The following is a 24,827-nucleotide window of genomic DNA, read 5'->3' on the forward strand; positions in this document are numbered from 1 at the left end:
GTCAGGCTGACCGCGTCAAGGCAGACCGCGTCAAGCTGCCCGCGTCAATCCTGCATCTCGCGGCCTGTGAGCCGCAGGAAAACGTCTTCGAGATTCGCGGGCCGATGCAGATAGCGCAGGTCCGAGCGATGGCGCAGCCGGGCATGCACGGGCGCCGGATCGTCGACGTAGCAGAATAGCGTCTCGCCGCTGATTTCCGTGCGCTTGGCGAGGGGCGCGAGTTCGTCGCGCAGCGCCGACGGTTCCGGCCCGTAGACCTCGATCACGTCGCAGCCGATCTCGGATTCGATCAGCGCTTTCGGCGCGCCCTCGGCGATCTTGCGGCCTTCCTCGATCACGCAGACGCGGTTGCACAGGCGCTCCGCCTCTTCCATGAAGTGCGTCGTGAGGAGGATCGTCTTGCCGCGCGCGAGCAGCGAGCGCAGCCGCTCCCAGATCAGATGGCGGGCCTGCGGATCGAGCCCGGTGGTGGGTTCGTCCATCACCAGCACGTCGGGATCGTTGACGAGCGCGCGTGCGAGTGTCAGACGCCGGCGCATGCCGCCGGAGAGTTCGCCCACGCGCGCGTCGGCCTTGCTTTCGAGGCGCGCGAATTCGAGCAGCGGCGCGACGAGCGCCTGGGTTTCGCTGGCCGATAGCCCGAAATATCGACCGAACACCAGCAGGTTTTCGCGCACGGTGAAGTCCGGATCGAGATTGTCGAACTGCGGTACGACGCCCACGCGTGCCCGTGCGTGACGCGCGCGCGCGGGGACCGGTTCGCCGCACAGGCTGATGCGGCCCGCGTCGGGCGAAACGATGCCGAGCAGCATGCGCAGCGTGGTGGTCTTGCCCGCGCCGTTGGGGCCCAGCAGCCCGAAGCATTCGCCGGGGACGACGTTGAACGACAGTCCGTTGACGACCGTGCGGTCTCCGTAATGTTTGATCACCTGCTCGAATTCGATGGCGGGCATGTCGTACCGTTTCCCGGTTTTATCTGCGCGATTCGATCGTGTGCGTTGCACACGTTCACACGTTGTAAGGCGGCTTATTCTAGTGCATCGCCACGCGCGAGGTGGAGGGCGAGCGCGAGGCGAGTGCGCTGACGGTGCCCAGTCAATGGCTGTCGCGACAAGCATCCGGAACGCGCGCAAAGTCCATGCCGTGGCGTTTCGAGGGGCTAAAACGGTGCACGCGGATCTGGCGCGCACCTGGCGTTTTCCAGCCCTTGCGTGCGTAATTGCGGCGCACCATCATGCCAGTACGACCTGCGTTTCGAGTGGGTGGGGAGAACGGATCATGGCGAGCTACAAGAAGATTCTGCTGTGTTACGACGGCTCGCGCGAGGGCCGCAAGGCGCTGCGTTGTGGCGCCGATCTGGCGTTGGATCTGCAGGCGGAAACACATCTGCTGTCGGTGGTGGACATGCGTTCGACCATCGCGCAGAGCGCGGGTTTGCTGACCGACGTGGCGTGCGGGCGCTTTGAGGAAACCGCGCGCGAAATCCTGCAGGAAGGCGTGGACTGGCTCACCGAGCGCGGCGTGCGGGCGCAGGGGCATTTCGCGTTCGGCCATCCGATCGACGAGATCGCGAATCTCGCTACCGAACTGCATGTGGATCTGGTGGTGGTGGGACACCGCTGCCGCACGGGCTTGTCGCGCTGGTGGATGGGCGCAGGCAATACGCCGCTGCTCGACCGCGTGTCGTGCAGCATTCTGGTGGCGTGTTCTTCGGCGGCCGAGGACAAGCAGCAACAAGCGGCCGCTTAAACGCGCCGCGCGGGTTGTTCAACACGCGCCTGGTCGCAATGGCCGGGCGCGTGGTCAATCAATGTGTGTCTGCCTTGCGGGTCAATCCGGCGCGTTCGCGCCGTCACTCGCGACCGTTGGGTTCAATTCCACCGCCGCAAGCTTCCACGAAAACAGACCGTGCCGCTGCAGGATGGCGGCATAGCGCTCGCTGGTCGCGCTGCGCCGCCAGGTCACGGCGAACTCGTTGAGGCTGCGATACCCCGCTGTCGTCTGCGCGCGCGGTTGCGGTGCGGCTGTGTCCGCACTTGCGGATGCGGGCGGCGGCGCGGCCGCTGCCGGTTCAGCCGGTGCGGATGAAGCCTGCGGACCGGGCGGCGGTGCAGGTTGCTCACCAGGCTTGCCCGTCGGCGGCATGCCGTTGAGCAGCGCGGCGACGCCTTCGGGCGTGGCGTACGCATCCACGAGCGGCCCGATCAGCGCCGCACCGATCACGGCGCCGAGCATCAGCAGCGGATTGCTGCTGTGCTGCGCCTGAATGCGCCGTTGCAGCATCTCGCCGACCTGCTGCTTGAGGCTCACGCGCAACGCCGGGTAATCGACGTATTCGTTCAACGTCACGGCGTCGCGCGCATCCGCCGCCTGCTTGAGGCGGTTGAGCGCGAGATACGGCGAGGCATAGCCGTAGCCGAGCGCCGTCACCACGACGATCGCCGCAACCGCGATCGCGACAGGCTTCTTCCAGTTCGAGTAGAGGCGTGAGGGCGTGGTCGTATCGGTCATCGGGCAGGGCGGCCCCGCGCTAGCGAGGCAAAGGTTCAATCAGGGTGTTGACCGCCCGCGCGCAAAAACGATCCCTCGATCTTGCCGGCGCCGGTTACTTCGCCAGCGCCACCGGCATATCGCCGTGTTGTTCGGCGATGCAGCGGTCGATGGCGCGGCACACCGCCTCCATCGTGCCGACCATGATGAGCCGCGACTGGCCGTGATAGACGCGCACCGGCGCGCGGCGATCGGGCTGCTCCGTATTCAGCGTGCTGTTGAGGGAGACGCGCGCGAACGCGGGCTGAGCCGACGGCAGTGCCGGCGTGCGCGCCTGATCGATGCTGTCTTCGAAGAGCGAGCCATTGAGCGCAGCCGCCGAGGCGCGCGCTTCGCGCACCGCGCACGACGCAATCCCGCGAAGGTGGCGCAGACGACCGAATTGACGGAAGGGCAACAGACGGGCAAGGCGTTCCATGACTCTCTCTCCAGAAGGTGCGCGGACCAGGCGCTGACGCGGCGCGGTCGGAATTATCAGAATTCGGTGGGACGGATCAGACCGACGGCAATGCCTTCGAGCGCGAAATCAGCGCTGCCGGCGGCGACGAAGATGTTGTCGTAGTCGGGGTTTTCGGCGATCAGCTCGATACCGTTGGGCTGGCGCTTCAGGCGCTTCACGGTGACGTCGTCGCCCAGACGCGCGACGATGATCTGGCCGTCCTTTGCCTCGGCTTTCTTCTGCACGGCGAGCAGGTCGCCGTCGAGGATGCCCGCGTCGCGCATGGACAGCCCGCGCACCTTCAGAAGGTAGTCGGGGCGGCTTGAGAAGAGCGCCGGATCGCAGGCGTAGTTCTGCGCAATATGCTCCTGCGCGAGGATCGGGCTGCCTGCCGCCACACGGCCGACGAGCGGCAGCGAAAGCTGCATGAGGCTGGCGTGCGGCAAGGTGAATTGATGCGGCAGATCGTCCGGGCCCGGCATCAGACGGATGCCTCGCGAGGCGCCCGCAGCCAGTTCGATCACGCCCTTGCGCGCGAGGGCGCGCAGGTGTTCCTCCGCGGAGTTGGCCGAGCTGAAGCCCAGTTCGGCGGCGATCTCTGCGCGGGTGGGCGGAAAGCCGGTGCGCTCGATTGCCCGGCGGACCAGATCGAAAACCTGCTGCTGTCGTGCGGTAAGTTTGGTCATGGCGACACTGTATGTTTGAACAGGTGACTGTATTTTTATACAGTACTCGCCGCTTTTCAAGTGTTACTTGAACTTTGACGTTTGGGTGCCGCTGGAACGGCGTTTTACGGCGGCCTGACGGACGAAAAGATGCTTCAACAGCCGATTCCTCCGCCCTTACCACTTTTGCGTATTAAAAAATGAGAAAACATCATTTTTAATAATGTAAGCCAATCGCTAGACTGGCCTCCATCGATCGCTGCACAGACAAGAACGCAACGACGGATCGCACCCAACGTGCGACCCAACACGCGACTACACGCACGACAACACGGAGAAAGCGGGATGAAACAAGGCACCACGGGGCGTACCTGGTTGAAGACTCTGGCGGCAAAACTGGTCATGGGCGCGGCGCCCCTGCTGGGCATGGCTGCGCTCGCGCCGGCCGCCCATGCGGACACGGCGCTGCTGAACGTCTCCTACGATCCGACGCGTGAGTTGTACCAGGATGTCAACGACGCCTTCATCAAGCAGTGGAAGGCGAAGACCGGCGAAACGCTCACCATCAAGCAGTCGCACGGCGGCTCGGGCGCGCAGGCGCGCTCGGTGCTCGATGGCCTGCAGGCCGATGTCGTGACGCTGGCGCTCGCCTGGGATATCGACGCGCTCGCCAACAAGGGCCTCGTCGCGAAGGACTGGCAAAAGCGCCTGCCCGACAATGCGTCGCCGTACACCTCGACCATCGTGTTTCTCGTGCGCAAAGGCAACCCGAAGCACATCAAGGATTGGGACGATCTGATCAAGCCGGGCGTGTCGATCGTCACGCCGAATCCGAAGACCTCGGGCGGCGCGCGCTGGAACTACCTCGCGGCCTGGGCCTACGCGGAACACCAGCCGGGCGGCAACGACCAGAAGGCCAAGGAATTCGTCTCGAAGCTCTACAAGAACGCCGGCGTGCTCGACTCGGGCGCGCGCGGCGCGACGACGAGCTTCGTGCAGCGCGACATCGGCGACGTGCTGATCGCCTGGGAAAACGAGGCGTTCCTGTCGCTCAAGGAGTTCGGGCCGGAGAAGTTCGAGATCGTGGTGCCGTCGGTGAGCATTCTGGCCGAGCCGCCGGTCGCCGTGGTGGACAAGGTCGTCGAGAAGAAGGGCACGCGCAAGGTCGCCGAAGCCTATCTGCAGTTCCTCTATAGCGAGGAAGGCCAGGAGATCGCCGCGAGGAACTTCTACCGTCCGCGTTCGGACAAGGTGCCGGCGGCGCTCACGTCGAAGTTCCCGAAGCTCAAGCTCTACACGGTGGACGATACGTTCGGCGGCTGGACCAACGCACAGAAGACGCACTTTGCGGATGGCGGCGTGTTCGATTCGATTTATCAGCCGCAATAAGAGCCGCAACCAATAGCGGAAAAGCAGCGGAAAAGCAGCATAAAACAAGGCGCGCCCCACGAGGCGCGCCTTTCGGCGCAGCGTGCCGCGCGTGACCCGCGCAAGATTCGTCTGACGCAACCCATGTGAAGAGATAGAGCATGACGACGTTCCGATTACAGAAGCCAGGCGCCTTGCCCGGGTTCGGCGTGACGCTCGGCATCACGGTGGCGTATCTGAGCCTCGTGGTGCTGATCCCGCTTGCGGCGACTTTTCTCAAGACCGCCACGCTCGACTGGGCGCAGTTCGTACGGGCCGTGTGGTCGCCGCGCGTGATCGCGTCGTACCGTCTGACGTTCTTTTCGGCGCTCGGCGGCGCGCTCATCAACGCCGTGTTCGGCTTCCTGCTCGCGTGGGTGCTGGTGCGCTATACGTTCCCGTTCAAGCGGGTGGTCGACGCGCTCGTCGATCTGCCGTTCGCGCTGCCGACTTCCGTAGCGGGTATCTCGCTTGCCGCCGTCTATGCGGGCAATGGCTGGATCGGCCAATTCCTTCAGCCGCTCGGGCTGAAGGTTGCGTTTACGCCGCTGGGCGTGCTGGTGGCGCTCACCTTCATCGGCTTGCCCTTTGTCGTGCGCACCGTGCAGCCCGTGCTCGAAGAGTTCGAGCGCGAGCAGGAAGAGGCCGCCGCGTGCCTGGGCGCGTCGCGCTGGCTGACGTTTCGCCGCGTCGTGTTCCCGGCCGCGCTGCCCGCGCTGCTCACGGGCTTCGCGCTCGCGTTCGCGCGCGCGCTGGGCGAGTACGGTTCGGTCATCTTCATCGCCGGCAACGTGCCGATGAAGTCGGAAATCACGTCGCTCCTCATCATCACCAAGCTCGAACAATACGACTACGCGGGCGCGACGGCGCTGGCGGTCGTGATGCTGTGCGTGTCGTTCCTGATGCTGCTTTTCATCAATACCTTGCAGTGGTATCTGCAGCGGCGCACGAGCCGGGGCGGCGCGACTGCCGCGCCCGCGAGCGCAACGCCGGCCACGGGAGCCGCGCAATGAGCACGATCAACCGCAAGCCGCAAGCTGGCCGCCCGGACCCCGTCACCGAAGCGCCCTGGGTGCGCTGGCTGCTGACCGGCATCGCGCTGGTGTTTCTCTCGCTGTTCCTCGTGGTGCCGCTCGTCGCCGTGTTCTGGCAGGCGCTCTCGAAGGGCATCGGCTTCTATTTCGAATCGCTCGCCGATCCCGACGCGCTCGCCGCCATCAAGCTCACGCTGATCACGGCCGCGATCGCCGTGCCGCTGAACTGCGCGTTCGGCCTCGCGGCTTCGTGGGCGATCGCCAAGTTCGACTTCCGCGGCAAGGCGCTGCTCACGACGCTGATCGACCTGCCGTTCTCGGTTTCGCCGGTGATCTCGGGTCTCATCTACGTGCTGATGTTCGGCGCGCAGGGGTGGCTCGGGCCGTGGCTCGAAGACCATAACGTGCAGATCATTTTCGCGGTGCCCGGCATCGTGCTGGCGACGATCTTCGTGACGTTTCCGTTCGTCGCGCGCGAACTGATTCCGCTGATGCAGGCACAAGGCAACGACGAGGAAGAAGCCGCGCACGTGCTGGGCGCGTCGGGCTGGCAGATGTTCCGCCGCGTGACGCTGCCGAATATCCGCTGGGGTCTGCTGTACGGCGTGATTCTCTGTAACGCGCGGGCGATGGGCGAGTTCGGTGCGGTGTCGGTGGTGTCGGGCCACATTCGCGGCCAGACCGACACCATGCCGCTGCACGTCGAGATTCTCTACAACGAATACAACTTCGCGGCGGCGTTTGCCGTGGCGTCGCTGCTGGCGCTGCTCGCGCTCGTGACGCTGGGTCTGAAACTGCTCGCGGAGCGCCATATGAACGCCGCGCTGCGCGACGACGACGTGCCGGCCTTCGCCGGACCGGCCGCGCAATCGCCGCAACCGGTACACCAATCGAGACAAGCTGAACAAGCTGAACAATCGCTTCAACCTGGAGAGCTGTAATCATGGGCATCACCGTCAGCAATTTGCAGAAGCGCTTTGGCGACTTCACCGCCCTCGATAACGTCTCGCTCGACTTTCCGCCGGGCGAACTCGTCGCGCTGCTCGGGCCCTCCGGTTGTGGCAAGACCACGCTGCTGCGCGTGATCGCGGGTCTCGAATATGCCGATGCGGGCCAGGTCGTGCTGCAGGGCCAGGACGTCGGCGCGGCCGGCGCGCGCGAGCGTCAGGTCGGCTTCGTGTTCCAGCATTACGCGCTGTTCCGCCACATGAGCGTGTTCGAGAACGTGGCGTTCGGCCTGCGCGTGAAGCCGCGCGGCGAGCGTCCGTCGGAAGCGCAGATCCGCGAAAAGGTGCACGAACTCCTCAAGCTCGTGCAGCTCGACTGGCTGGCGCAACGCTATCCGTCGGAACTCTCGGGCGGCCAGCGTCAGCGGATCGCACTGGCCCGCGCGCTCGCGGTGGAGCCGAAAGTGCTGCTGCTCGACGAGCCGTTCGGCGCGCTCGACGCCAAGGTGCGCAAGGAATTGCGCAGCTGGCTGCGCCGTCTGCACGACGATCTGCATATCTCGACGATCTTCGTCACGCACGACCAGGAAGAAGCGCTCGAAGTGGCCGATCGTATCGTCGTGATGAATCATGGTCATGTGGAGCAGGTCGGCAGCCCGCAAGACGTGTACGATCATCCCCAGACGGCGTTCGTCTACGAGTTCCTGGGCGCGGCGAACCGCTTGCGCGGACGCGTGGCGGCGGGCGGTTTCGTCGCCGACGGCGCGGCGCAGCCGATCGCCGTGCAGGCGCACTTCGAAGGCCCGGCGCTCGCCTATGTGCGTCCGCACGATATCGTGCTGCATCGCGACGCGGCGGATCATCGCGACGGCATCGTGGTCGATGTGCGCCGCGTGGTGACGCTGGGCGGCTCCGTGCGTGTGGAGCTGGAAAGCCGCACGGGCGGCGCGCTCGAAGCGCAGCTCGACCGCGAAGCCTGGCGCTCGCTCAACCTCAACGTGGGTGACGGCGTGACGGCGGTGCCGCGCGGGCTGCGCGTGTTTCCGGCGCAGTGAGCCGGGCGCAAGTGAATCAGCGAATCAACAATAAGAGCAGAAAAAACAGGTTGGCAGTTCCGGAGAGAAGAACATGAATTTTCAGCAGTTGCGTTTTGTGCGCGAAGCCGTACGGCAGAACATGAACCTGACCGAAGTGGCCAACGTGCTCTACACGTCGCAGTCGGGTGTCTCGAAGCAGATCAAGGATCTGGAGGACGAACTCGGCGTCGATATTTTCATTCGCCGCGGCAAGCGCCTCACGGGCCTGACGGAGCCGGGCAAGGCCGTGCATCAGCTGATCGAGCGCATGCTGCTCGACGCCGAGAACCTGCGCCGCGTCGCGCGCCAGTTCGCCGATCAGGACAGCGGCCATCTCGTGGTGGCGACGACGCACACCCAGGCGCGCTACGCGCTGCCCAAGGTCGTGCACCAGTTCCGCGAAGTGTTCCCGAAGGTGCATCTGGCGCTGCGTCAGGGCAACCCGCAGCAGATCGCGCAGATGATCATCAACGGCGAGGCCGACCTCGGCATCTCGACCGAAGCGCTCGACCGTTTCCCCGATATCGTGACGTTCCCGTGCTATTCGTGGCATCACGTCGTGGTCGTGCAGAAGGCGCACCCGCTGGTGGGCCGCGAAAACCTCACGCTCGAAGAGATCGCCGAATATCCGATCATCACCTATGACCAGGACTTCACGGGCCGCTCGCATATCGACCAGGCGTTCGCGAAGGCGGGCGCCGTGCCCGACGTCGTGCTGACCGCCATCGACGCGGACGTGATCAAAACCTACGTCGAACTCGGCATGGGGATCGGCATCGTGGCGGCGATGGCCTACGATCCGAAGCGCGACAGCGAACTCGTCGCGCTCGACACGGAGCATCTGTTCGAGGAGAGCACGACGCGCGTGGGTCTGCGCAAGGGCGCTTTCCTGCGCCAGTACGCGTACCGGCTCATCGAGATGTTCGCGCCGCAGCTCAACGAGCAGCAGATCGCGAGCCAGTTGCGCGAAGCGGTGTGACTTTAAGCGGGCATTGACTGTGCGACGAGCGGCGGCGCGCTTGCGTGCCGCCGTTTTCATGTCTGTACGGACGTTCCCGTGCATCGCGACCGGGCGGGGTTTTCCGCCAGAAACGCGGCGTGCGGTGGATCGCTTAAAATCGCGGCCATGACTACTTCCGCTACCCCCCAAGCCGCGGCGCTGCCGCGCATCGCCGTGCTCGCCACCGGCGGCACCATCGCCGGTTCCGCGCCCGACGCGGCCAATACCGCCGGCTATCAGGCCGGCGTGATCGGCGTCGCGCAACTGCTCGCGGCCGTTCCTGGCCTCGACGCGCACGCGCAAATCCACGCCGAACAGGTCGCGAGCGTCGACAGCAAGGATATGTCGTTCGCGCTCTGGAGCACGCTCGCGCAGCGCGTGAACGAATTGCTCGCAAGCGACGAGATCGACGGCGTCGTCATCACGCACGGCACCGATACGCTCGAAGAAACCGCCTACCTGCTGCATCTCACGGTCAAGAGCGCGAAGCCCGTGATCCTGACGGCGGCGATGCGGCCGGCCTCGGCGCTGTCGGCGGACGGTCCGCTCAATCTGCTCAACGCCGTGACGCTGGCGGCGAGCGGCCAGGCGAGCGGGCAGGGCGTGCTGGTGGCGTTCAACAACCGCATCCACTGCGCGCGCGACGTCGCCAAGATCAGCACCTACGCGGTCGATGCGTTCCAGTCGCCCGAGATCGGCGCGCTGGGCTGGGTGCAGGACGGTCGCGTCGAGTTCCAGCGCCGCGCGCTGCGAGCGCATACGATCGATGCGCCGTTTGTCGCTGACATTGCATGGCCGCATGTGGAGATCGTCACGAGCTACGCGGGCGTTTCGCGCATTGCCGTCGATGCGCTGGTGAGCGCGGGCGTGCGCGGCATCGTCGTGGCGGGCACCGGTAACGGCTCGATCCACGCGACGCTGCAGCAGGCGCTGGCCGATGCGGTGGCCAAAGGCATTGCCGTCGTGCGTGCGTCGCGCGTGGGTTCGGGTCACGTGATGCACAACGGCGCGGCGAAGGACGATGCGCTCGGCTTCGTGTCGGCGGGCACGCTTGGGCCCTTCAAGGCGCGTGTGCTGCTGATGCTCGCGCTGGCGGCAGGCACGAGTGAAAAGGCGGCGCTGCAACGCGTGTTCGACACTTACTGATCAAACGCGCCAGGTACACTCAAACACAAAGGGCCGTGCGGAGCGATTTCCGCACGGCCCTTTGCTTTTCAGCCATTCTCAATTGAATGAGGCATACCGCGATCCGTACGCGGACACCCGGCGACGACGTCTGACCGACCAAGGCTTCCCCGTCGTCGCCGGGTGCCGCTTTCGGACCCCACTGGCCGCTCTCAGCCCAGAGCGGCCCCGATTTGCCTCGCAGCGGTTGCCGCCGCCACGAAGCGCCCCACCTGCGGCCGTCGCGTGCATGTTGCCGCGCCAGCCTGAATGCGTGTCTGTATTTCGAGAGCCGATGCGCGCGGGCCCACGCGCGCATCGCTTCGTAACCCGCTTAAGCCGCCTTGGCCTGCGCTTCAGGTGCTTCGGCGATTTCGAAGTTCGCCATGATTTCGAGCGCGCGAATCATCGCCGAGTGATCCCAGGCCTTGCCGCCGTTCGCCGCGCACACGCTGAACAGTTGCTGGGCGCTGGCCGTGTGGGGCAGGGCGATGCCGAGCTTGCGCGCGCCATCGAGTGCGAGGTTCAGATCCTTCTGGTGCAGCTCGATCCGGAAGCCCGGGTTGAAGGTGCGCTTCGTCATGCGCTCACCGTGCACTTCGAGAATGCGCGACGAAGCGAAGCCGCCCATCAGTGCCTTGCGCACGCGCTCCGGATCGGCGCCCGAGCGTGCGGCGAACAGCAGCGCTTCAGCCACGGCTTCGATGTTCAGCGCGACGATGATCTGGTTCGCGACCTTGGTGGTCTGACCCGCGCCATTGTCGCCGACGAGCGAAATGTTCTTGCCCATTTGCTCGAACAGGGGCTTCGCCAGATCGAAAGCCTTCTGCGGGCCGCCGACCATGATCGACAGCGTGGCTTCGCGTGCACCGACTTCGCCGCCCGAGACCGGCGCGTCGAGATAGTCGCAGCTCAGCGCGTTGATCTGCTTTGCGAACTGTTGCGTTTCCAGCGGCGAGATCGAGCTCATGTCGATCACGAGCTTGCCCGCCGACAGACCCTTGGCGACGCCGTCATCGGCGAACAGCACGTTCTGCACGTCCGGCGTGTCCGGCACCATCACGATGACGATTTCCGACGCCTGCGCAACGGCGGTCGAATCGGCGACCACGGTGGTGGTGGTGCGCAGATCGTCCGGCACCGGATACTTGCCGTTCACGACCAGCGTATGGCCGCCCTTCAGAAGGTTGCGCGCCATGTGCGCGCCCATGATGCCGAGGCCGATAAAACCAATCTTTGCCATCTTGTGTGTCTCCGTTTGAGTCTAATGCGAGTCCAATGCGAGTCGAATGCGGTTCGATGCGTCGATTACGCGTGCCTCAGGCAAGCTCCGCCGCGCGTTGCTGGGCGCCGCGCAGCCAGCCCAGACCTTCGACGGTCGTGGTCTTCGGCTTGTATTCGCAGCCGACATAGCCCGCGTAGCCGAGTGAATCGAGCAGATCGAACAGGAAGGGATAGTTGATCTCGCCCGTGCCCGGCTCGTTGCGGCCCGGGTTGTCGGCGAGCTGGATGTGGGCGATCTTCGCGAACTGCTTCTTGATGGTCGCGGCCAGTTCGCCTTCCATGCGCTGCATGTGATAGATGTCGTACTGCAGGAACAGATTGTCCGAACCGACCTTTTCGATCACGTCGAGCCCTTCGGCGGAACGGTTCAGCGCGAAACCCGGGATGTCGTACGAATTGCACGGCTCGACCAGCAGGCGGATGCCTTCGCGCTTGAGTTCGCCAGCGGCATAGCGCAGGTTCTCGACGATCGTGGCCAGCGCCGTGTCGCGGTCGATGCCCGCCGTCGGAATGCCGACGAGGCAGTTCAGTTGCGGCACCTTGAGCGCCTTCGCGTATTCGATCGCGCGGCCCACGCCCTCCTGGAACTCGCCACGGCGATCCGGCAGGCACGCGATGCCGCGCTCGCCGCCTTCCCAGTTGCCGGCGGGCAGGTTGTGCAGCACGAGCTTGAGGTTGTTCGCTTCCAGCCGCTCGGCCAGTTCGGCGGCCTTGAACGGGTAGGGGAACAGGAATTCGACGGCTTCGAAGCCCGCCTCGGCGGCCGCGGCAAAGCGGTCGAGGAACGGCATTTCGTTGAACAGCATGGTGAGATTCGCTGCGAATTTCGGCATGAGAGGTCTCGCGGGGCGTCAGGGTTGCGTCAGTGAGTGAAAGGCGCTTTTCGCGCGTCAGGGCTGCTGGGCGCGAAAAGCGGATCTTGCGGCTACTTCAATGGTCAGGATTGCAGCGCGATCGCCGTGGGCGCGTGTTCCGGCTTCTCCGCGAGTTCCTCGAACTCGTTGATGGCGTCGATTTCCGTGCCCATCGAGATATTCGTCACGCGTTCGAGGATCACTTCGACCACCACCGGCACGCTGAACTCGGCGGCCATCGACTGCGCCTGCTTGAGCGCCGGGGCGATCTCTTCCGGCTTGAACACGCGCAGCGCCTTGCAGCCCAGACCTTCGACCACGGTTTTGTGATCGACGCCATAACCGTTCAATTCCGGCGCGTTGATGTTCTCGAACGCGAGCTGCACGCAGAAGTCCATGTCGAACTGGCGCTGCGCCTGGCGGATCAGGCCCAGGTACGAGTTGTTCACCAGCACGTGCACGTAGGGCAGCTTGAACTGCGCGCCCACGGCCAGTTCCTCGATCATGAACTGGAAGTCGTAGTCGCCCGACAGCGCCACGATGGGGCGCGACGGATCGGCTGCGCGCACGCCGAGCGCCGCCGGAATCGTCCAGCCGAGCGGGCCCGCCTGGCCGCAGTTGATCCAGTTGCGCGCCTTGTAGACGTGCAGGAACTGCGCGCCCGCGATCTGCGACAGGCCGATCGTGCTCACGTAGCAGGTGTCGCGGTCAAAGGCCTTGTTCATCTCTTCGTAGACGCGTTGCGGCTTGATCGGCGCGTTGTCGAAGTGGGTCTTGCGATGCATCGTGGCCTTGCGCTGCTGACAGTCCGCGACCCATGCGCTGCGGTCCTTGAGCTTGCCCGCGGCCTTCCATTCCTGCGCGACTTCGACGAACAGTTCGAGCGCGGCCTTCGCGTCCGAGACGATGCCCAGATCCGGGCCGAACACGCGGCCGATCTGCGTCGGTTCGATATCGACGTGGACGAACTTGCGGCCCTTGGTGTAGACCTCGACGCTGCCCGTGTGGCGGTTGGCCCAGCGGTTGCCGATGCCGAGCACGAAGTCCGAGGCGAGCATCGTCGCGTTGCCGTAGCGGTGCGACGTTTGCAGGCCGACCATGCCGGCCATCAGCGGATGGTCGTCGGCGATCGCGCCCCACGACATCAGCGTCGGAATCACGGGCACGCCCACGGTTTCCGCGAATTGCACGAGCAGGTCTTCAGCGGCTGCGTTGAGCACACCGCCGCCCGAGACGATCAGCGGCTTGTCGCTGGCGTTGAGCAGTTCGAGCGCGGCTTCGATCTGTTTGCGCGTCGCGCGCGGCTTGTAGACCGGCAGCGGCTCGTAGGTGTCGATGTCGAATTCGATTTCGGCGAGCTGCACGTCGATCGGCATGTCGACCAGCACCGGACCCGGACGGCCCGAGCGCATCAGGTGGAATGCCTGCTGGAACACACGCGGCACCAGCGCCGGCTCGCGCACCGTGACGGCCCACTTGGTCACGGGCTTGGCGATCGATTCGATATCGACGGCCTGGAAGTCTTCCTTGTACAGACGCGCGCGCGGCGCCTGGCCGGTGATCGCGAGGATCGGAATCGAGTCGGCCTGGGCCGAGTAGAGACCCGTGATCATGTCGGTGCCCGCCGGGCCCGAGGTGCCGATGCACACGCCGATGTTGCCCGGCTGGGCGCGCGTGTAGCCCTCGGCCATGTGCGAGGCGCCTTCGACGTGACGCGCGAGCACGTGGGTGATGCTGCCGGCCTTCTTGAGCGCCGAGTAGAACGGATTGATGGCGGCGCCTGGCACGCCGAAGGCGGTATCGATGCCTTCTTTTTCGAGCACCAGCACGGCGGCGTCGACGGCTCTCATCTTGGCCATGATTGTCTCCTGAATGTCGCAAAAACCTGAACGGCGCGCTAGGGAAAAGCGCGCAGGGGATACAGCGCTTGAGGGTCACTGTAGGGGCATACGAAAGGTTTGATAAGATCAGTCCGGGTCGTTTATTTCGAAACAAAAAGTATGGAATGGCCACCGGGCGGGGCGTCGGCCCGGTGCCGGATCGGACAGGAGACAAGACATGGACCGCTTCAAGCAGATCGAAACTTTCGTGCGCGTCGCGGACGCAGGCAGTCTCGCGGCGGCAGCCCTGGAGGAAGGGGTGTCGCCGGTGATCCTCGGGCGGCGCATCGACGCGCTGGAAAAGCGCCTGGGCGTGAAGCTGATGTACCGCTCGACGCGGCGGCTGGTGGTGAGCGAGGAAGGCGGCGCGTTTCTCGAACGCTGCCGCGGCCTGCTGGTGGAGTGGGCGCAGGCCGAAAACGAGCTGTCGGCCGGGCGGCGCGTGGTGAACGGGCATCTGATCGTATCCGCGCCCGCGGCCTTCGGGCGCAAGCACGTCGCGCCGCTCGCGCCCGAATTCCTCGCCGACAAACCCGAGCTACAACTGTCCTTCAACCTGACCGACCGCGTGGTCGATCTGGTGCGGGAGGGCTACGATCTGTCGATTCGCATCGGCGGGGCCGTCGATCCGAACTTCGTCGCCGTGAAGCTCGCGACGAACCGGCGCGTGGTGTGCGGCACGCCCGACTACTTCCGCCGCCACGGCAAGCCGAAGACGCTCGAAGATCTGCCTGGCCACAATTGCCTCGCGTTCAATCTGCAGGGCGGGCAGAACCGCGGCTGGTATTTCCGCCGCAACGGCAAGCTCGCGACGGTGCGCGTGGGCGGCAATCTCGACTGCAACGACGGCGAACTGCTGCATCGCTGGGTGACGGAAGGGCTGGGGCTGGGCTGGCGCTCGACGTGGGAAATCGACGCGCAACTCGCGCGCGGCGAACTGGAGACCGTGCTCGACGAATACGCGCTGCCCGACTACGACATTCTTGCCGTGTATCCGCAGCAACGCTATGTGCCCGCCAAGGTGCGCTATTTCATCGACTATCTGAAAGAGGTGTATGCCCGGCCGGGATACTGGAGCGGCGTGGTCTGACTTTAACTAGCCTACGACGATCACGCCGTTCATCGATTCGTGCCCCGAGCCGCAGAAAATATCGCAGAGAAACGGCACGTTGCCCGCATCGCCCGCCGTCGCGGCGACGCGCACCACGGCGCCTGGCGGCACATCGGCGCGCACGCCGAATTGCGGAATCGAAAAGCCCATCATCGTGTCCTGCGACGTGACTTCGAACACCACGCTCTCGTGCGGCGCGAGCGCGATGTGGTCGGGCGTAAAGACGAAGCGGCGCGCGTGGACCTTGATGACGCGCGGCGCGATCTGCGCGTCCACGCGCATCAGCGCCGCTGCGCTTGCCACACCCGCTGCCGCGAGGGCCAGCCAGCGACGCCGGGCGAAGCGCGGCTCGCGTGCGCGAAGTAAATGAAGCTTGAGCATGTTGGTCTCCTTGCCGATGCTGTTTTTGCGATCGGGCGATTCGGCGATCAAACCGGATTGCGGATCGGCACTTCCGTGAGCGCATAGGCCTGCGGCGTGCCGTCCACCGCGACGTCGCGCCAGCCGAGGCCTTTATAAGGTGCAGCCGCGTCCCACGGCACCGGCGTTCTTTGCGGCTGCGACATCGGCGCGGGCAGTGCGAACATCAGCGAGCGCGCGGCGTGATGCGCGATCGATCCCGTCATTGTGTGGTTCTCCTGATGAATATGGCCGTAGAACACGGTCACGTTCGCGTGCTTCTGCAGCAGCGCGATCGCCGCCGCGCCGTCGCGCGTGGCCCAGTCCCATTGCGGCGCAAGATCGAACAACGGCCGGTGCGTGAAGACGACGATGCGCGCGTCCTCGGGCTGGCGGCTCAGGTCGTCGGCGAGCCACGCAAGCTGCGCATCGCCGATGCGCCCAGCCGGATCGGACACGTTGTCGAGCGTGACGAAATGCACGCCGCGATGATCGAAGGTGTAGTGCGTCGGCCCGAATAGCTCGCGATACGCCTCGCCGTTGTCGAGGCTCGCATCGTGCTCGCCGGGCATCAGATAGAGCGGCTTCACGCGCAGGCCGCCGACGATCTGCTGGAATTCGCGCATGCGGGCGCGGCGCACGGCGGGGTCGTCGGTGGTGTGCGTGAGGTCGCCCGTGAAGATGACGAAATCGGGCGTGGCGGGCAGGGCGTTCACGGCGGCGATGGCTTTCGGCAAGGTGCCTTTGGCGTCGGGATTGATCGCCGGGCCTTCGAAACCCCAGTGGGCGTCGGAGAGTTGCACGAAGAAAAAGTCGGCATGACCGGCCGTCTGACCCGATGCCCAGCCGGGCAGCGCCGAGGCGAATACGGCGCCGCCGCCGAGCGCGGCAAGCCGGAGAAAATCGCGCCGCTTGAGCGGGGCGCCTGCGTGGGACATGGTGGTCTCCTCGATGTGGGGCAAAAGCGGTATCGATCCGATGGTTGGGGACGTTGGCCGATCTCGTCAGGGGCTTTGTTTCGAACCGGCCTGCGTGTCTTACCGGTATTCGCGCGCAAACATTCCCGATTTATTTTTCGCTTTCGCGTGCATCCAGCGGGAATAAACTGGCCGGTGAGCGAGTCATGCAGGCGGTGAGAGAGAGCCACGGCACGAGGGGACGATGTGGACGAAACCGCGAACGGGCAGCACGAAGGCGAGGGTCGTCAGGCGAGCGACGCGCTGGCGCTGGAGGTCGCGGCGCGCAGCCGCCGCTTCCAGGCGCTGACGCTGCCGCATCTGGACGCGGCCTACAACCTCGCGCGCTGGCTCTCGCGCAGTCCCGGCGACGCCGAGGACATCGTGCAGGAAGCGTTTCTGCGCGCGTTTCGCTTCTTCGATACGTTTCGCGGCGACGAGGCGCGGCCCTGGCTGCTCGCGATCGTGCGCCGCGTCTGGTACGACGAATGGCGGCGGCGCGCGGGCGCGCAGGAGGTGGCGCAATTCGACGAGTTGCGCGACGACGTTGCGCCCGAAGGCTGGGACACGGGCGGCGTCGATCCGGAAACGCTCGCGATTCGCGCGGAATCCACGCGGCACGTGCACGAGGCGTTGCAGCGCCTGCCGGTGGAGTATCGCGAAGTGCTGGTGCTGCGCGAACTGGAAGAACTGGAATACCGCGAGATCGCCACGGTGATCGACGTGCCGATGGGCACGGTGATGTCGCGGCTGGCGCGCGCCCGCAAGCGTCTCGCGGCGCTGCTGGCGGCGCAAGGTCATGGCGCGCGCAATGGTGGCAACGAGAAGGGCGATTTAGCAGTCGGGGGAAGTAGCGGTAAAGCCTGGAGACCATCCGGCCGGGGGCCAGACGACCGGTTCCGCGAGGAGCCGGCCGTCGACGGCGGAGCGCACGAGCCGCGTGCGCGGAATCGCCCCGTCGGCCCACGCACCACGGAGGCGCCTGATGAACTGTGACGAAGCGCGCCCGCTGGTCGACGCCAGCGTCGACCGGGAACTGTCCGCCGCCGATGAATGGCGTGTGCGTGAGCATCTGGCCGGCTGCGTGCCGTGCCGCCGCGCGGTGGCGCAGGTCGAAGCGATTTCCCGTATCGCCCATGAGGCGCCGTATCATCGCGCACCGGCGGGTTTGGCCGCGCGCATTGTCACGGCGTTGCCGCCTGCGCTCGCGCCCGATGCCGCAGAAATTCCCCCTGCGCGCACGCCGGAGCGGATCGCGCCCGTGCGTGGCGGCGGCTGGCTCCGCGCTTTGCGTGGATGGCGCGACCGGTTGCGAGCCGGTCCGGCTGTCACAGGGCCGTCAGGCGTGGGCGCAACGGGTTTGGCCTGGGCGGGCAGTGCGGTGCTGCTGCTCTGCGCGCTCGGCGTCGCGCTTACGCTGCATCTGCGCACGCCCGCTGCGGATAGCGCGTTCGTCGACGAACTGGTCGCCAGCCACATCCGTGCGCAGATTTCGGGGCGCGATCTCGATGTGATCTCCACGGACCGCCATACCGTGAAGCCGTGGTTCAACGGCCGTATCGACTATGCGCCGCCGGTCGAGGATTTCACCGCGCAGGGCTTTGCGCTGGTCGGCGGGCGGCTCGATTACGTGGGACGCGAGCGGGTCGCGGTGCTGGTGTATCGCTTCCGCAAACACGTGATCGACCTGTATGTGTTTCCCCCTGATGCGGCGGGCCAGGCGCAGCCGGGCACAACGCCGCGCGCGAGCGACGGCTATGCGCTGCTGCGCTGGCAGGCCGCCGGCATGACGTGGTGGGCTGTCACGGATGCGGGGCCGGATGCGCTGGTGGCCTTGCGCGCGGCGCTCGATGCGCGGCTCGCGGACGGCTCGCCGGGCGTTGAAGCGCGGCCGTAAGCGCGAATTCCGCCCGAAGGCGGCCGACTTCGCCAGTTCGCGCCCCCCCGCGCGGCCGCGCAAGTCCTTGAAAATACGCCTGAAACGACGCGCGAACCGCTGAATCCAGTTGCGCGAGGCGTCTCATCGCGCTATACTCTTCGGCTTCTCACTTGCCGCACCGGTTCCGACGCCCGGGTGGCTTTAATCCACAAGGAGTGAATATGCGTCATTACGAAATCGTATTTATCGTGCACCCCGATCAAAGCGAGCAAGTGCCCGCGATGATCGAGCGTTACAAGAGCACGATCACGTCGCACGGTGGCCAGATCCACCGTATCGAAGACTGGGGCCGTCGCCAACTGGCCTACATGATCGAGAAACTCGCGAAGGCTCACTACGTCTGCATGAACATCGAATGCGACCAGACGACGCTCGACGAACTCGAACACGCGTTCAAGTTCAACGACGCTGTGCTGCGTCACCTCATCGTCAAGATGAAGAAGGCCGAAACCGGCCCGTCGCCGATGATGAAGGAAGTGCAGCGCGAAGAAGCCAAGAAGGCGGCTGCCCAGCCGACCGAAGCGCAGGCTTAAGTTTGTAAGCCATCAGGATTTGCGTAACTCATTGCTTAAGCCCACTGCGTGAACAGGCTGCAACTCACGGCTAGCGTCGTCGAACGCGAACCGGTGCGGTATACCCCCGCCGGCGTTCCGATTGCCAGCGTCACGTTGCAGCACCGCACGGAAGTCGTCGAGGCCGGGATTCCCCGCTTCGTCGAACTGACGATGCCCGCAGTCGCGGCCGGCAAGGCCTGCGGTCTGGTCGAAAGTTGTGCGTTGGGCGTGGAAGCGCTCTTCACCGGCTTTCTGGCGAAAAAGCACCGCAACGCGCGAACCCTGGTGTTTCACATCACCGAAATGCAAGGCACAGGAAAGGACTAATCATGCCCCGCCCGACTGGTAAGAAATTCGACAAGCGTCGTCAGCAACAAAACCCGCTCTTCAAGCGCAAGAAGTTCTGCCGCTTCACGGCTGCAGGCGTCGATCAGATCGACTACAAGGACATCGAAACGCTGAAGGACTTCATCGGCGAAAACGGCAAGATCACGCCGGCACGTCTGACGGGTACGAAGGCCCACTATCAGCGTCAGCTGGACACGGCTATCAAGCGCGCGCGTTTCCTCGCGCTGATGCCGTACACCGACCAGCACAAGGCCTAATAAGACGACGCGATAAGGAGCAATAGAATGCAGATCATTCTTCTGGAAAAAGTCGTCAACCTGGGTAACCTCGGCGACATCGTCAAGGTGAAGGACGGTTACGCACGTAACTTCCTGATCCCGAACAAGAAGGCACGCCGTGCTACGAAGGACGCAATCGCCGAATTCGAAGTCCGCCGCGCAGAACTCGAAAAGGCCGCCGCTGAAAAGCTGGCAGCCGCTCAAGCCGAAGGCGAAAAGCTGAACGGCCTGACCGTCCAGATCGGCCAGAAGGCCGGCGTGGACGGCCGTCTGTTCGGTTCGGTCACGAACGCTGACATCGCTGAAGCACTCGGCAAGGTCGGCTTCGCAGTGGAAAAGGCGCAAGTGCGTCTGCCGGAAGGCCCGCTGAAGATGGTTGGCGATCATCCGGTGCAGGTTTCCCTGCACACCGACGTCCTCGTCGACGTCACGGTGTCGGTGCTGGGCGAACACGCCTAAGCACGTTGCCAGCGGCCCGCAAGGGTCGCTTGCCGTCTTACGACGCATAAAAACAAAAAAGGCAGGAGCCGCAGGGCTTCTGCCTTTTTTGTTGCTCGCTTGTTCCGCGCTTGCCCCATGCTTGTTCCTTGCTTGTTCCGCATTGGCTGCGCACTTGTTGCGTGACTGCCGGACTGCCTTTTTGCGCTTTTTGAAGCTTGTGAGCGCTCGCCCGCTGCCCGATAATTGCCCTCCATGAACGCTCCGAAAGATCCCCAACTCGAATCGCTGAAAGTCCCGCCGCATTCGATCGAGGCCGAACAGTCGGTACTCGGCGGCCTGCTGCTGGATAACGGCGCCTGGGACCGGATTGCCGACTTCCTCTCGCAAAGCGACTTCTACCGCTACGATCACCGCGTCATCTACGAGCATATCGGTCGCCTGATCGCGTCCTCGCGTCCGGCCGACGTGGTGACGGTGTACGAAGCGCTCGGCAACTCGGGCAAGGCCGAGGACGTCGGCGGCCTTGCGTACCTGAACGCGCTCGCGCAGAACACGCCGAGCGCGGCGAACATCCGCCGCTACGCGGAAATCGTGCGCGACCGTGCGGTGCTGCGCCGACTGGTATCGGTGGCCGACGAAATTTCCGCCGACGCGTTCAATCCGCAGGGCAAGGAAGTGCGCCAGTTGCTCGACGAGGCCGAGTCGAAGGTGTTCTCGATCGCCGAAGACGGCGCGCGCGGTACCCAGGGCTTTCTCGAAATCGGGCCGCTGCTCACGCAGGTGGTCGAGCGCATCGACACGCTCTATCACACGGCCAACCCGAGCGACGTGACGGGCACGCCCACGGGTTTCATCGACCTCGACCGCATGACGTCGGGCATGCACGGCGGCGAACTCATCATCGTGGCGGGCCGCCCGTCGATGGGTAAGACGGCGTTTTCGATGAACGTCGGCGAATACGTGGCGGTGGAGTATGGCCTGCCGGTCGCGGTGTTCTCGATGGAAATGCCGGGCACGCAGCTCATCATGCGTATGCTGGGTTCGGTCGGCCGACTGGACCAGCACCGTATGCGAACTGGCCGCCTCACGGACGAAGATTGGCCCAAGCTCACGCACGCCGTGCAGAAAATGAGCGAGGCGCAGATTTTCATCGACGAAACCGGCGGTCTGAACCCGATGGAGCTGCGTTCGCGCGCGCGGCGTCTGTCGCGCCAGTGCGGCAAGCTCGGCCTCATCATCATCGACTACCTGCAGCTGATGAGCGGCTCGGGCAGCGGCGAAAACCGGGCGACCGAAATTTCCGAAATTTCGCGTTCGCTCAAGAGCCTCGCCAAGGAACTCGATGTGCCCGTGATTGCGCTCTCGCAGCTCAATCGTGGACTTGAGCAGCGTCCGAACAAGCGTCCGGTGATGTCCGACCTGCGCGAATCGGGCGCAATTGAACAGGATGCTGACGTCATCCTGTTTATTTACCGCGACGAAGTCTACAACCCCGACAGTCCCGACAAGGGCACCGCCGAGATCATCATCGGCAAACAGCGTAACGGCCCGATCGGGCCCGTTCGCCTCACGTTCCACGGTCAATACACGAAGTTCGATAATTTTGCGGGAGCGCAGAACTTCTACGGCGAGTGACGTCCGGGTGGCGTCCGAAGCACGCCGGAATTTGACGTGGAGTCAAGCCGGAACCCATGCGCGTGCGCCATAGTGGCGCAAATGCCGCTTGGGTAGCCGGCGACAAGTGCGGCCGCCAGTCCGTAACGCTACAATATTGCCGTTTTATGACGGCCATCTTGCCGTTTTGTGACGGCAATTCGAGACCAATTACCGGGATTCCAATGTTCGGTCGCTTCATGCCCACCGAGGGCAAGTTCTTCGAAATCTTCAACGCGCACGCGAAGTGCATCGTTTCCGCAAGCCGTGAGCTCGAGCTCGTGATCGACAATCTGGCTGACGCGGAAGTCCACAAACAGAATGTGCAGGCCGCCGAAAAGGCCGCCGACAAGCTCACGCACGAAGCGATTGACCTGCTGCACAAGACTTTCATCACGCCGCTCGACCGCGACGAGATCCACAAGCTGATCACGACGATGGACGACTGCCTCGACCTCATGGAGGACGTCGCCACGGCCATTTCGCTGTACGACGTCCAGGCGGTCACCGCCGAGGCGAGCCAGCTCGCGCACGTGGTCACGGCCACGGCCGAGCGCGTGCAGGCTGCGGTCGCGCTGCTCTCCGACATGAAGCAGGCGCGGGAGATCCTCAAGGCCTGCGAGGACATCGACCGTCTGGAGTCGGACGCCGACCGCCTGCTGCGCGGCGCGATCTCCAAGCTCTTCCGCGAGGAAGACGATGTCAAGAATCTGATCAAGCTGAAGGCGATCTACGAATTGCTCGAAGCGATCACGGACAAGTGCGAGGATGTCGCGAACATCATCGAAGGCATCGTGCTAGAGAACGCCTGAGCGGGACCACGATGCAATCGATACAACTCGCCCTCTGGGTGGTCGCCTTTCTTGTGGCCATCGCCCTCATTTTCGACTTCATGAACGGCTTTCACGACGCGGCGAACTCCATCGCCACGGTCGTGTCCACGGGCGTCCTCAAACCGCAGCAGGCGGTGGCGTTCGCGGCCATGTTCAATGTGATCGCCTATTTCGTGTTCCACCTCAAGGTGGCGCAGACGGTGGGCAAGGGCACCATCGACCCCGACATTGTCGATCACTACGTGGTGTTCGGCGCGCTTATCGGTGCGATCGGCTGGAACGTGCTGACGTGGTACTACGGCATTCCGTCGAGCTCGTCGCATGCGCTGATCGGCGGTCTGGTGGGCGCGGCGCTGGCCAAGTCGGGCTGGCACTCGCTGAACTTCGACGGCCTGATGAAGACCGTCGCGTTCATCTTCATTTCGCCGCTGCTCGGTTTTATCCTCGGCTCGTTCTTCATGCTGACGGTGTCGTGGCTGTACTTCCGCACGCCACCCAGCAAGGTGGACCGGCGCTTTCGCCGTCTGCAGCTGATTTCGGCCAGCCTCTATAGCCTCGGCCACGGCGGCAACGACGCGCAGAAGACCATCGGCATCATCTGGATGCTGCTGATCGCCACGGGGTATTCGGCGATCGGCTCGGACGCACCGCCCATCTGGGCGATCGGCGGCTGCTATCTGTCGATGGGCATCGGCACCTTGTTCGGCGGCTGGCGCATCGTGCGCACCATGGGCCAGAAGATCACCAAGCTCAAGCCCGTGGGCGGTTTCTGCGCCGAAGCGGGTGGGGCGCTGACGCTCTTCACGGCTTCGTGGCTCGGCATTCCGGTGTCCACGACCCATACCATTACCGGCGCGATTGTCGGCGTGGGCGCGACGCAGAAGCTCAGCGCCGTGCGCTGGGGTGTCGCGGGCAACATCGTCTGGGCCTGGGTGCTGACGATCCCGGCTTCGGCCACGCTCGCTGCGGCGGGCTGGTGGATCGGTCACCGGTTGATGTAACGCCGGTACCGGCTAGCCATGACATGAACGGCGCCCTCGGGCGCCGTTTTCTTTTTGACGCCGATCCTTGAATTCAGATAATCGGCGTCGTGCAGCCATCCATCGGCACGATCGCACCCGTCACATAGCTCGCGCGTCGGCTGGCCAGAAAGAGCACGACATCGGCGATTTCCTCGGGTTTCGCGTAGCGCCCGAGCGGCACCCTGGCCTCGCCGCGCGCGAGCGCCTCTTCGGCACTCACGCCTTCGCGTCCTGCTTCCAGTTGCAGGGCTTCCTGCAGGCGCTCGGTCAGCGTCGCCCCCGGATTGATCGCGTTGATGCGGATGCCGTAGCGCGCGTGATAATGCGCGAGGCCCACCGTCGCGAGCATGAGCGCCGCATTGGCCGCGCCGCCTGCGATATGGATGTCGCTCGCGAATTTGCCGCCCATGCCGATGATGTTGACGATCGTGCCGGGATCGTTGTCTTCGCCCGCGGCCTTTGCTGCTTTGGCGCGTTCCACCATGCGGCGCAGCACTTCCTGCTGCGGGTAGATGTACGGAAAGTACTTTGCTTCCATGGTGGCCTTGAAAGCATCGGCGTCCAGCGTTTCCGGATCGTAGCGGCGCGCGGCGCCCGAACTGTTAATCAGGATGTCGATCGGGCCGACCGCCGTGGAGACTTCTTCGACCACGTCGGCGGCGCTGTGAGGCTCGTGCAGGTCCGCGCGGGTGAGATGGACGTGCAGACCTTCGCTGCCCAACTGTTCGCGTGCGCGCGCCAGATTGGCGGGGTCGCGCGAGACGATCGCGACGCGCGCGCCTTCTTTGGCGAATGCACGGGCGCAGGCAAGCCCGATGCCCTTGCTGCCGCCCGTTACCAATACGACCTTGTTACCGAGTCCGAGATCCATCGCTGCCTCGCTGCGGCTGGGATTGAAAGAGTACCGAAACCATAGCAGACGCGGCCCACGGGCGAAACCGCCGCGGGCGTTCGTTAGCCGTCTGGATAAGGGCCGGGAGCGGCAGCGCGCCT

General features: G+C 64.7%; 27 protein-coding genes. 17 read left to right on the forward strand and 10 right to left on the reverse strand.

The window, feature by feature from the left end:
• Positions 1-44: 44 nt before the first annotated feature.
• Positions 45-953, reverse strand: coding sequence for a nodulation factor ABC transporter ATP-binding protein NodI (nodI, locus tag B0G62_RS19680; protein WP_103705892.1), 909 nt, complete (start codon positions 951-953; stop codon positions 45-47).
• A gap of 325 nt (positions 954-1,278) precedes the next feature.
• On the opposite strand from nodI, the gene B0G62_RS19685 reads away from it, so the two are divergent.
• Entirely contained in the window at positions 1,279-1,749 is a 471-nt protein-coding gene (locus tag B0G62_RS19685; RefSeq protein WP_103705893.1) for a universal stress protein, read from the forward strand.
• An 81-nt stretch (positions 1,750-1,830) separates the two neighbouring features.
• On the opposite strand, the gene B0G62_RS19690 is transcribed toward B0G62_RS19685, so the two are convergent.
• The 3 genes from B0G62_RS19690 to lexA all read right to left on the reverse strand — a co-directional run bounded on the left by B0G62_RS19690 (position 1,831) and on the right by lexA (position 3,675).
• Positions 1,831-2,511, reverse strand: a complete 681-nt coding sequence (locus B0G62_RS19690) for a DUF2939 domain-containing protein (protein ID WP_103705894.1) — start codon at positions 2,509-2,511, stop codon at positions 1,831-1,833.
• A 94-nt stretch (positions 2,512-2,605) separates the two neighbouring features.
• Complete coding sequence (locus tag B0G62_RS19695; protein ID WP_103705895.1) at positions 2,606-2,968, reverse strand: hypothetical protein; 363 nt, start codon at positions 2,966-2,968, stop codon at positions 2,606-2,608.
• A gap of 56 nt (positions 2,969-3,024) precedes the next feature.
• The gene (gene lexA, locus B0G62_RS19700) at positions 3,025-3,675 is read right to left on the reverse strand and encodes a transcriptional repressor LexA (protein ID WP_103705896.1); all 651 of its coding nucleotides are present in this window, start codon (positions 3,673-3,675) and stop codon (positions 3,025-3,027) included.
• A 324-nt stretch (positions 3,676-3,999) separates the two neighbouring features.
• On the opposite strand from lexA, the gene B0G62_RS19705 reads away from it, so the two are divergent.
• The 6 genes from B0G62_RS19705 to B0G62_RS19730 all read left to right on the forward strand — a co-directional run bounded on the left by B0G62_RS19705 (position 4,000) and on the right by B0G62_RS19730 (position 10,264).
• Positions 4,000-5,043: a sulfate ABC transporter substrate-binding protein gene (locus tag B0G62_RS19705; RefSeq protein WP_103705897.1), complete on the forward strand. Its 1,044-nt coding sequence runs from the start codon at positions 4,000-4,002 to the stop codon at positions 5,041-5,043.
• Between the two features lie 140 nt (positions 5,044-5,183).
• Positions 5,184-6,074: a sulfate ABC transporter permease subunit CysT gene (gene cysT, locus B0G62_RS19710; RefSeq protein ID WP_103705898.1), complete on the forward strand. Its 891-nt coding sequence runs from the start codon at positions 5,184-5,186 to the stop codon at positions 6,072-6,074.
• The gene (cysW, locus tag B0G62_RS19715; RefSeq protein ID WP_244193312.1) at positions 6,071-7,036 is read left to right on the forward strand and encodes a sulfate ABC transporter permease subunit CysW; all 966 of its coding nucleotides are present in this window, start codon (positions 6,071-6,073) and stop codon (positions 7,034-7,036) included. Before cysT ends, cysW begins: the two co-directional genes overlap by 4 nt.
• Positions 7,037-7,038: 2 nt before the next feature.
• Positions 7,039-8,097, forward strand: coding sequence for a sulfate/molybdate ABC transporter ATP-binding protein (locus B0G62_RS19720; protein WP_103705899.1), 1,059 nt, complete (start codon positions 7,039-7,041; stop codon positions 8,095-8,097).
• Between the two features lie 73 nt (positions 8,098-8,170).
• Complete coding sequence (locus tag B0G62_RS19725) at positions 8,171-9,097, forward strand: CysB family HTH-type transcriptional regulator (protein ID WP_103705900.1); 927 nt, start codon at positions 8,171-8,173, stop codon at positions 9,095-9,097.
• A gap of 147 nt (positions 9,098-9,244) precedes the next feature.
• Complete coding sequence (locus B0G62_RS19730) at positions 9,245-10,264, forward strand: asparaginase (RefSeq protein WP_103705901.1); 1,020 nt, start codon at positions 9,245-9,247, stop codon at positions 10,262-10,264.
• 352 nt (positions 10,265-10,616) lie between these two features.
• Here the strand turns inward: B0G62_RS19730 and B0G62_RS19735 are convergent, their stop codons facing one another.
• The 3 genes from B0G62_RS19735 to gcl all read right to left on the reverse strand — a co-directional run bounded on the left by B0G62_RS19735 (position 10,617) and on the right by gcl (position 14,279).
• Positions 10,617-11,525, reverse strand: a complete 909-nt coding sequence (locus B0G62_RS19735; RefSeq protein ID WP_103705902.1) for a 2-hydroxy-3-oxopropionate reductase — start codon at positions 11,523-11,525, stop codon at positions 10,617-10,619.
• Positions 11,526-11,601: 76 nt separating this feature from the next.
• Positions 11,602-12,399, reverse strand: a complete 798-nt coding sequence (gene hyi / locus B0G62_RS19740; protein WP_103705903.1) for a hydroxypyruvate isomerase — start codon at positions 12,397-12,399, stop codon at positions 11,602-11,604.
• A 104-nt stretch (positions 12,400-12,503) separates the two neighbouring features.
• The gene (gene gcl, locus B0G62_RS19745; protein ID WP_103705904.1) at positions 12,504-14,279 is read right to left on the reverse strand and encodes a glyoxylate carboligase; all 1,776 of its coding nucleotides are present in this window, start codon (positions 14,277-14,279) and stop codon (positions 12,504-12,506) included.
• A 199-nt stretch (positions 14,280-14,478) separates the two neighbouring features.
• On the opposite strand from gcl, the gene B0G62_RS19750 reads away from it, so the two are divergent.
• Positions 14,479-15,390 carry a LysR family transcriptional regulator gene (locus B0G62_RS19750; RefSeq protein ID WP_103705905.1) on the forward strand — a complete coding sequence of 304 codons (912 nt, stop codon included), beginning with the start codon at positions 14,479-14,481 and terminating at the stop codon, positions 15,388-15,390.
• Between the two features lie 6 nt (positions 15,391-15,396).
• Here the strand turns inward: B0G62_RS19750 and B0G62_RS19755 are convergent, their stop codons facing one another.
• Together B0G62_RS19755 and B0G62_RS19760 are read right to left on the reverse strand one after the other, a co-directional pair.
• Positions 15,397-15,792, reverse strand: a complete 396-nt coding sequence (locus tag B0G62_RS19755; RefSeq protein WP_103705973.1) for a cupredoxin domain-containing protein — start codon at positions 15,790-15,792, stop codon at positions 15,397-15,399.
• A 47-nt stretch (positions 15,793-15,839) separates the two neighbouring features.
• Positions 15,840-16,748: a metallophosphoesterase family protein gene (locus B0G62_RS19760; RefSeq protein ID WP_103705906.1), complete on the reverse strand. Its 909-nt coding sequence runs from the start codon at positions 16,746-16,748 to the stop codon at positions 15,840-15,842.
• A gap of 282 nt (positions 16,749-17,030) precedes the next feature.
• Between B0G62_RS19760 and B0G62_RS19765 the strand changes: the two genes are divergently transcribed.
• The 9 genes from B0G62_RS19765 to B0G62_RS19805 all read left to right on the forward strand — a co-directional run bounded on the left by B0G62_RS19765 (position 17,031) and on the right by B0G62_RS19805 (position 23,813).
• Positions 17,031-17,762, forward strand: a complete 732-nt coding sequence (locus B0G62_RS19765) for an RNA polymerase sigma factor (RefSeq protein ID WP_244193315.1) — start codon at positions 17,031-17,033, stop codon at positions 17,760-17,762.
• Positions 17,752-18,663, forward strand: coding sequence for a zf-HC2 domain-containing protein (locus B0G62_RS19770; RefSeq protein WP_103705908.1), 912 nt, complete (start codon positions 17,752-17,754; stop codon positions 18,661-18,663). The genes B0G62_RS19765 and B0G62_RS19770 overlap by 11 nt, the downstream gene beginning before the upstream one ends.
• A gap of 203 nt (positions 18,664-18,866) precedes the next feature.
• Entirely contained in the window at positions 18,867-19,238 is a 372-nt protein-coding gene (gene rpsF, locus B0G62_RS19775) for a 30S ribosomal protein S6 (protein ID WP_027818337.1), read from the forward strand.
• Positions 19,239-19,286: 48 nt separating this feature from the next.
• Positions 19,287-19,586: a primosomal replication protein N gene (priB, locus tag B0G62_RS19780; RefSeq protein ID WP_103705909.1), complete on the forward strand. Its 300-nt coding sequence runs from the start codon at positions 19,287-19,289 to the stop codon at positions 19,584-19,586.
• A gap of 2 nt (positions 19,587-19,588) precedes the next feature.
• Positions 19,589-19,864, forward strand: coding sequence for a 30S ribosomal protein S18 (gene rpsR, locus B0G62_RS19785; RefSeq protein ID WP_028216787.1), 276 nt, complete (start codon positions 19,589-19,591; stop codon positions 19,862-19,864).
• Positions 19,865-19,891: 27 nt separating this feature from the next.
• On the forward strand, positions 19,892-20,344 hold the full coding sequence (rplI, locus tag B0G62_RS19790; RefSeq protein WP_103705910.1) for a 50S ribosomal protein L9: 453 nt from the start codon (positions 19,892-19,894) through the stop codon (positions 20,342-20,344).
• A gap of 234 nt (positions 20,345-20,578) precedes the next feature.
• Complete coding sequence (locus tag B0G62_RS19795) at positions 20,579-21,961, forward strand: replicative DNA helicase (protein WP_103705911.1); 1,383 nt, start codon at positions 20,579-20,581, stop codon at positions 21,959-21,961.
• A 203-nt stretch (positions 21,962-22,164) separates the two neighbouring features.
• On the forward strand, positions 22,165-22,791 hold the full coding sequence (locus B0G62_RS19800; RefSeq protein WP_103705912.1) for a DUF47 domain-containing protein: 627 nt from the start codon (positions 22,165-22,167) through the stop codon (positions 22,789-22,791).
• A gap of 11 nt (positions 22,792-22,802) precedes the next feature.
• Complete coding sequence (locus tag B0G62_RS19805) at positions 22,803-23,813, forward strand: inorganic phosphate transporter (protein ID WP_103705913.1); 1,011 nt, start codon at positions 22,803-22,805, stop codon at positions 23,811-23,813.
• A 73-nt stretch (positions 23,814-23,886) separates the two neighbouring features.
• Here B0G62_RS19805 and B0G62_RS19810 read toward each other — a convergent pair whose 3' ends face one another.
• Positions 23,887-24,705: an SDR family oxidoreductase gene (locus B0G62_RS19810; protein ID WP_103705914.1), complete on the reverse strand. Its 819-nt coding sequence runs from the start codon at positions 24,703-24,705 to the stop codon at positions 23,887-23,889.
• Positions 24,706-24,827: the final 122 nt, after the last annotated feature.

Origin of the sequence: Paraburkholderia eburnea (assembly GCF_002917095.1) — a bacterium.
GTDB lineage: Bacteria > Pseudomonadota > Gammaproteobacteria > Burkholderiales > Burkholderiaceae > Paraburkholderia > Paraburkholderia eburnea.

What these genes read in the sequence shown, in the direction of transcription:
- B0G62_RS19795 (WP_103705911.1), top strand. Translation starts at nt 20,579, where the DNA reads ATGAACGCTCCGAAAGATCCCCAACTCGAATCGCTGAAAGTCCCGCCG.
- hyi (WP_103705903.1), bottom strand. Translation starts at nt 12,399, where the DNA reads ATGCCGAAATTCGCAGCGAATCTCACCATGCTGTTCAACGAAATGCCG.
- B0G62_RS19720 (WP_103705899.1), top strand. Translation starts at nt 7,039, where the DNA reads ATGGGCATCACCGTCAGCAATTTGCAGAAGCGCTTTGGCGACTTCACC.
- rpsR (WP_028216787.1), top strand. Translation starts at nt 19,589, where the DNA reads ATGCCCCGCCCGACTGGTAAGAAATTCGACAAGCGTCGTCAGCAACAA.
- rpsF (WP_027818337.1), top strand. Translation starts at nt 18,867, where the DNA reads ATGCGTCATTACGAAATCGTATTTATCGTGCACCCCGATCAAAGCGAG.
- nodI (WP_103705892.1), bottom strand. Translation starts at nt 953, where the DNA reads ATGCCCGCCATCGAATTCGAGCAGGTGATCAAACATTACGGAGACCGC.
- cysW (WP_244193312.1), top strand. Translation starts at nt 6,071, where the DNA reads ATGAGCACGATCAACCGCAAGCCGCAAGCTGGCCGCCCGGACCCCGTC.
- B0G62_RS19685 (WP_103705893.1), top strand. Translation starts at nt 1,279, where the DNA reads ATGGCGAGCTACAAGAAGATTCTGCTGTGTTACGACGGCTCGCGCGAG.
- B0G62_RS19690 (WP_103705894.1), bottom strand. Translation starts at nt 2,511, where the DNA reads ATGACCGATACGACCACGCCCTCACGCCTCTACTCGAACTGGAAGAAG.
- B0G62_RS19770 (WP_103705908.1), top strand. Translation starts at nt 17,752, where the DNA reads ATGAACTGTGACGAAGCGCGCCCGCTGGTCGACGCCAGCGTCGACCGG.
- B0G62_RS19800 (WP_103705912.1), top strand. Translation starts at nt 22,165, where the DNA reads ATGTTCGGTCGCTTCATGCCCACCGAGGGCAAGTTCTTCGAAATCTTC.
- rplI (WP_103705910.1), top strand. Translation starts at nt 19,892, where the DNA reads ATGCAGATCATTCTTCTGGAAAAAGTCGTCAACCTGGGTAACCTCGGC.
- B0G62_RS19730 (WP_103705901.1), top strand. Translation starts at nt 9,245, where the DNA reads ATGACTACTTCCGCTACCCCCCAAGCCGCGGCGCTGCCGCGCATCGCC.
- B0G62_RS19760 (WP_103705906.1), bottom strand. Translation starts at nt 16,748, where the DNA reads ATGTCCCACGCAGGCGCCCCGCTCAAGCGGCGCGATTTTCTCCGGCTT.
- cysT (WP_103705898.1), top strand. Translation starts at nt 5,184, where the DNA reads ATGACGACGTTCCGATTACAGAAGCCAGGCGCCTTGCCCGGGTTCGGC.
- B0G62_RS19810 (WP_103705914.1), bottom strand. Translation starts at nt 24,705, where the DNA reads ATGGATCTCGGACTCGGTAACAAGGTCGTATTGGTAACGGGCGGCAGC.
- gcl (WP_103705904.1), bottom strand. Translation starts at nt 14,279, where the DNA reads ATGGCCAAGATGAGAGCCGTCGACGCCGCCGTGCTGGTGCTCGAAAAA.
- B0G62_RS19735 (WP_103705902.1), bottom strand. Translation starts at nt 11,525, where the DNA reads ATGGCAAAGATTGGTTTTATCGGCCTCGGCATCATGGGCGCGCACATG.
- B0G62_RS19805 (WP_103705913.1), top strand. Translation starts at nt 22,803, where the DNA reads ATGCAATCGATACAACTCGCCCTCTGGGTGGTCGCCTTTCTTGTGGCC.
- B0G62_RS19705 (WP_103705897.1), top strand. Translation starts at nt 4,000, where the DNA reads ATGAAACAAGGCACCACGGGGCGTACCTGGTTGAAGACTCTGGCGGCA.
- lexA (WP_103705896.1), bottom strand. Translation starts at nt 3,675, where the DNA reads ATGACCAAACTTACCGCACGACAGCAGCAGGTTTTCGATCTGGTCCGC.
- B0G62_RS19725 (WP_103705900.1), top strand. Translation starts at nt 8,171, where the DNA reads ATGAATTTTCAGCAGTTGCGTTTTGTGCGCGAAGCCGTACGGCAGAAC.
- B0G62_RS19695 (WP_103705895.1), bottom strand. Translation starts at nt 2,968, where the DNA reads ATGGAACGCCTTGCCCGTCTGTTGCCCTTCCGTCAATTCGGTCGTCTG.
- B0G62_RS19750 (WP_103705905.1), top strand. Translation starts at nt 14,479, where the DNA reads ATGGACCGCTTCAAGCAGATCGAAACTTTCGTGCGCGTCGCGGACGCA.
- B0G62_RS19755 (WP_103705973.1), bottom strand. Translation starts at nt 15,792, where the DNA reads ATGCTCAAGCTTCATTTACTTCGCGCACGCGAGCCGCGCTTCGCCCGG.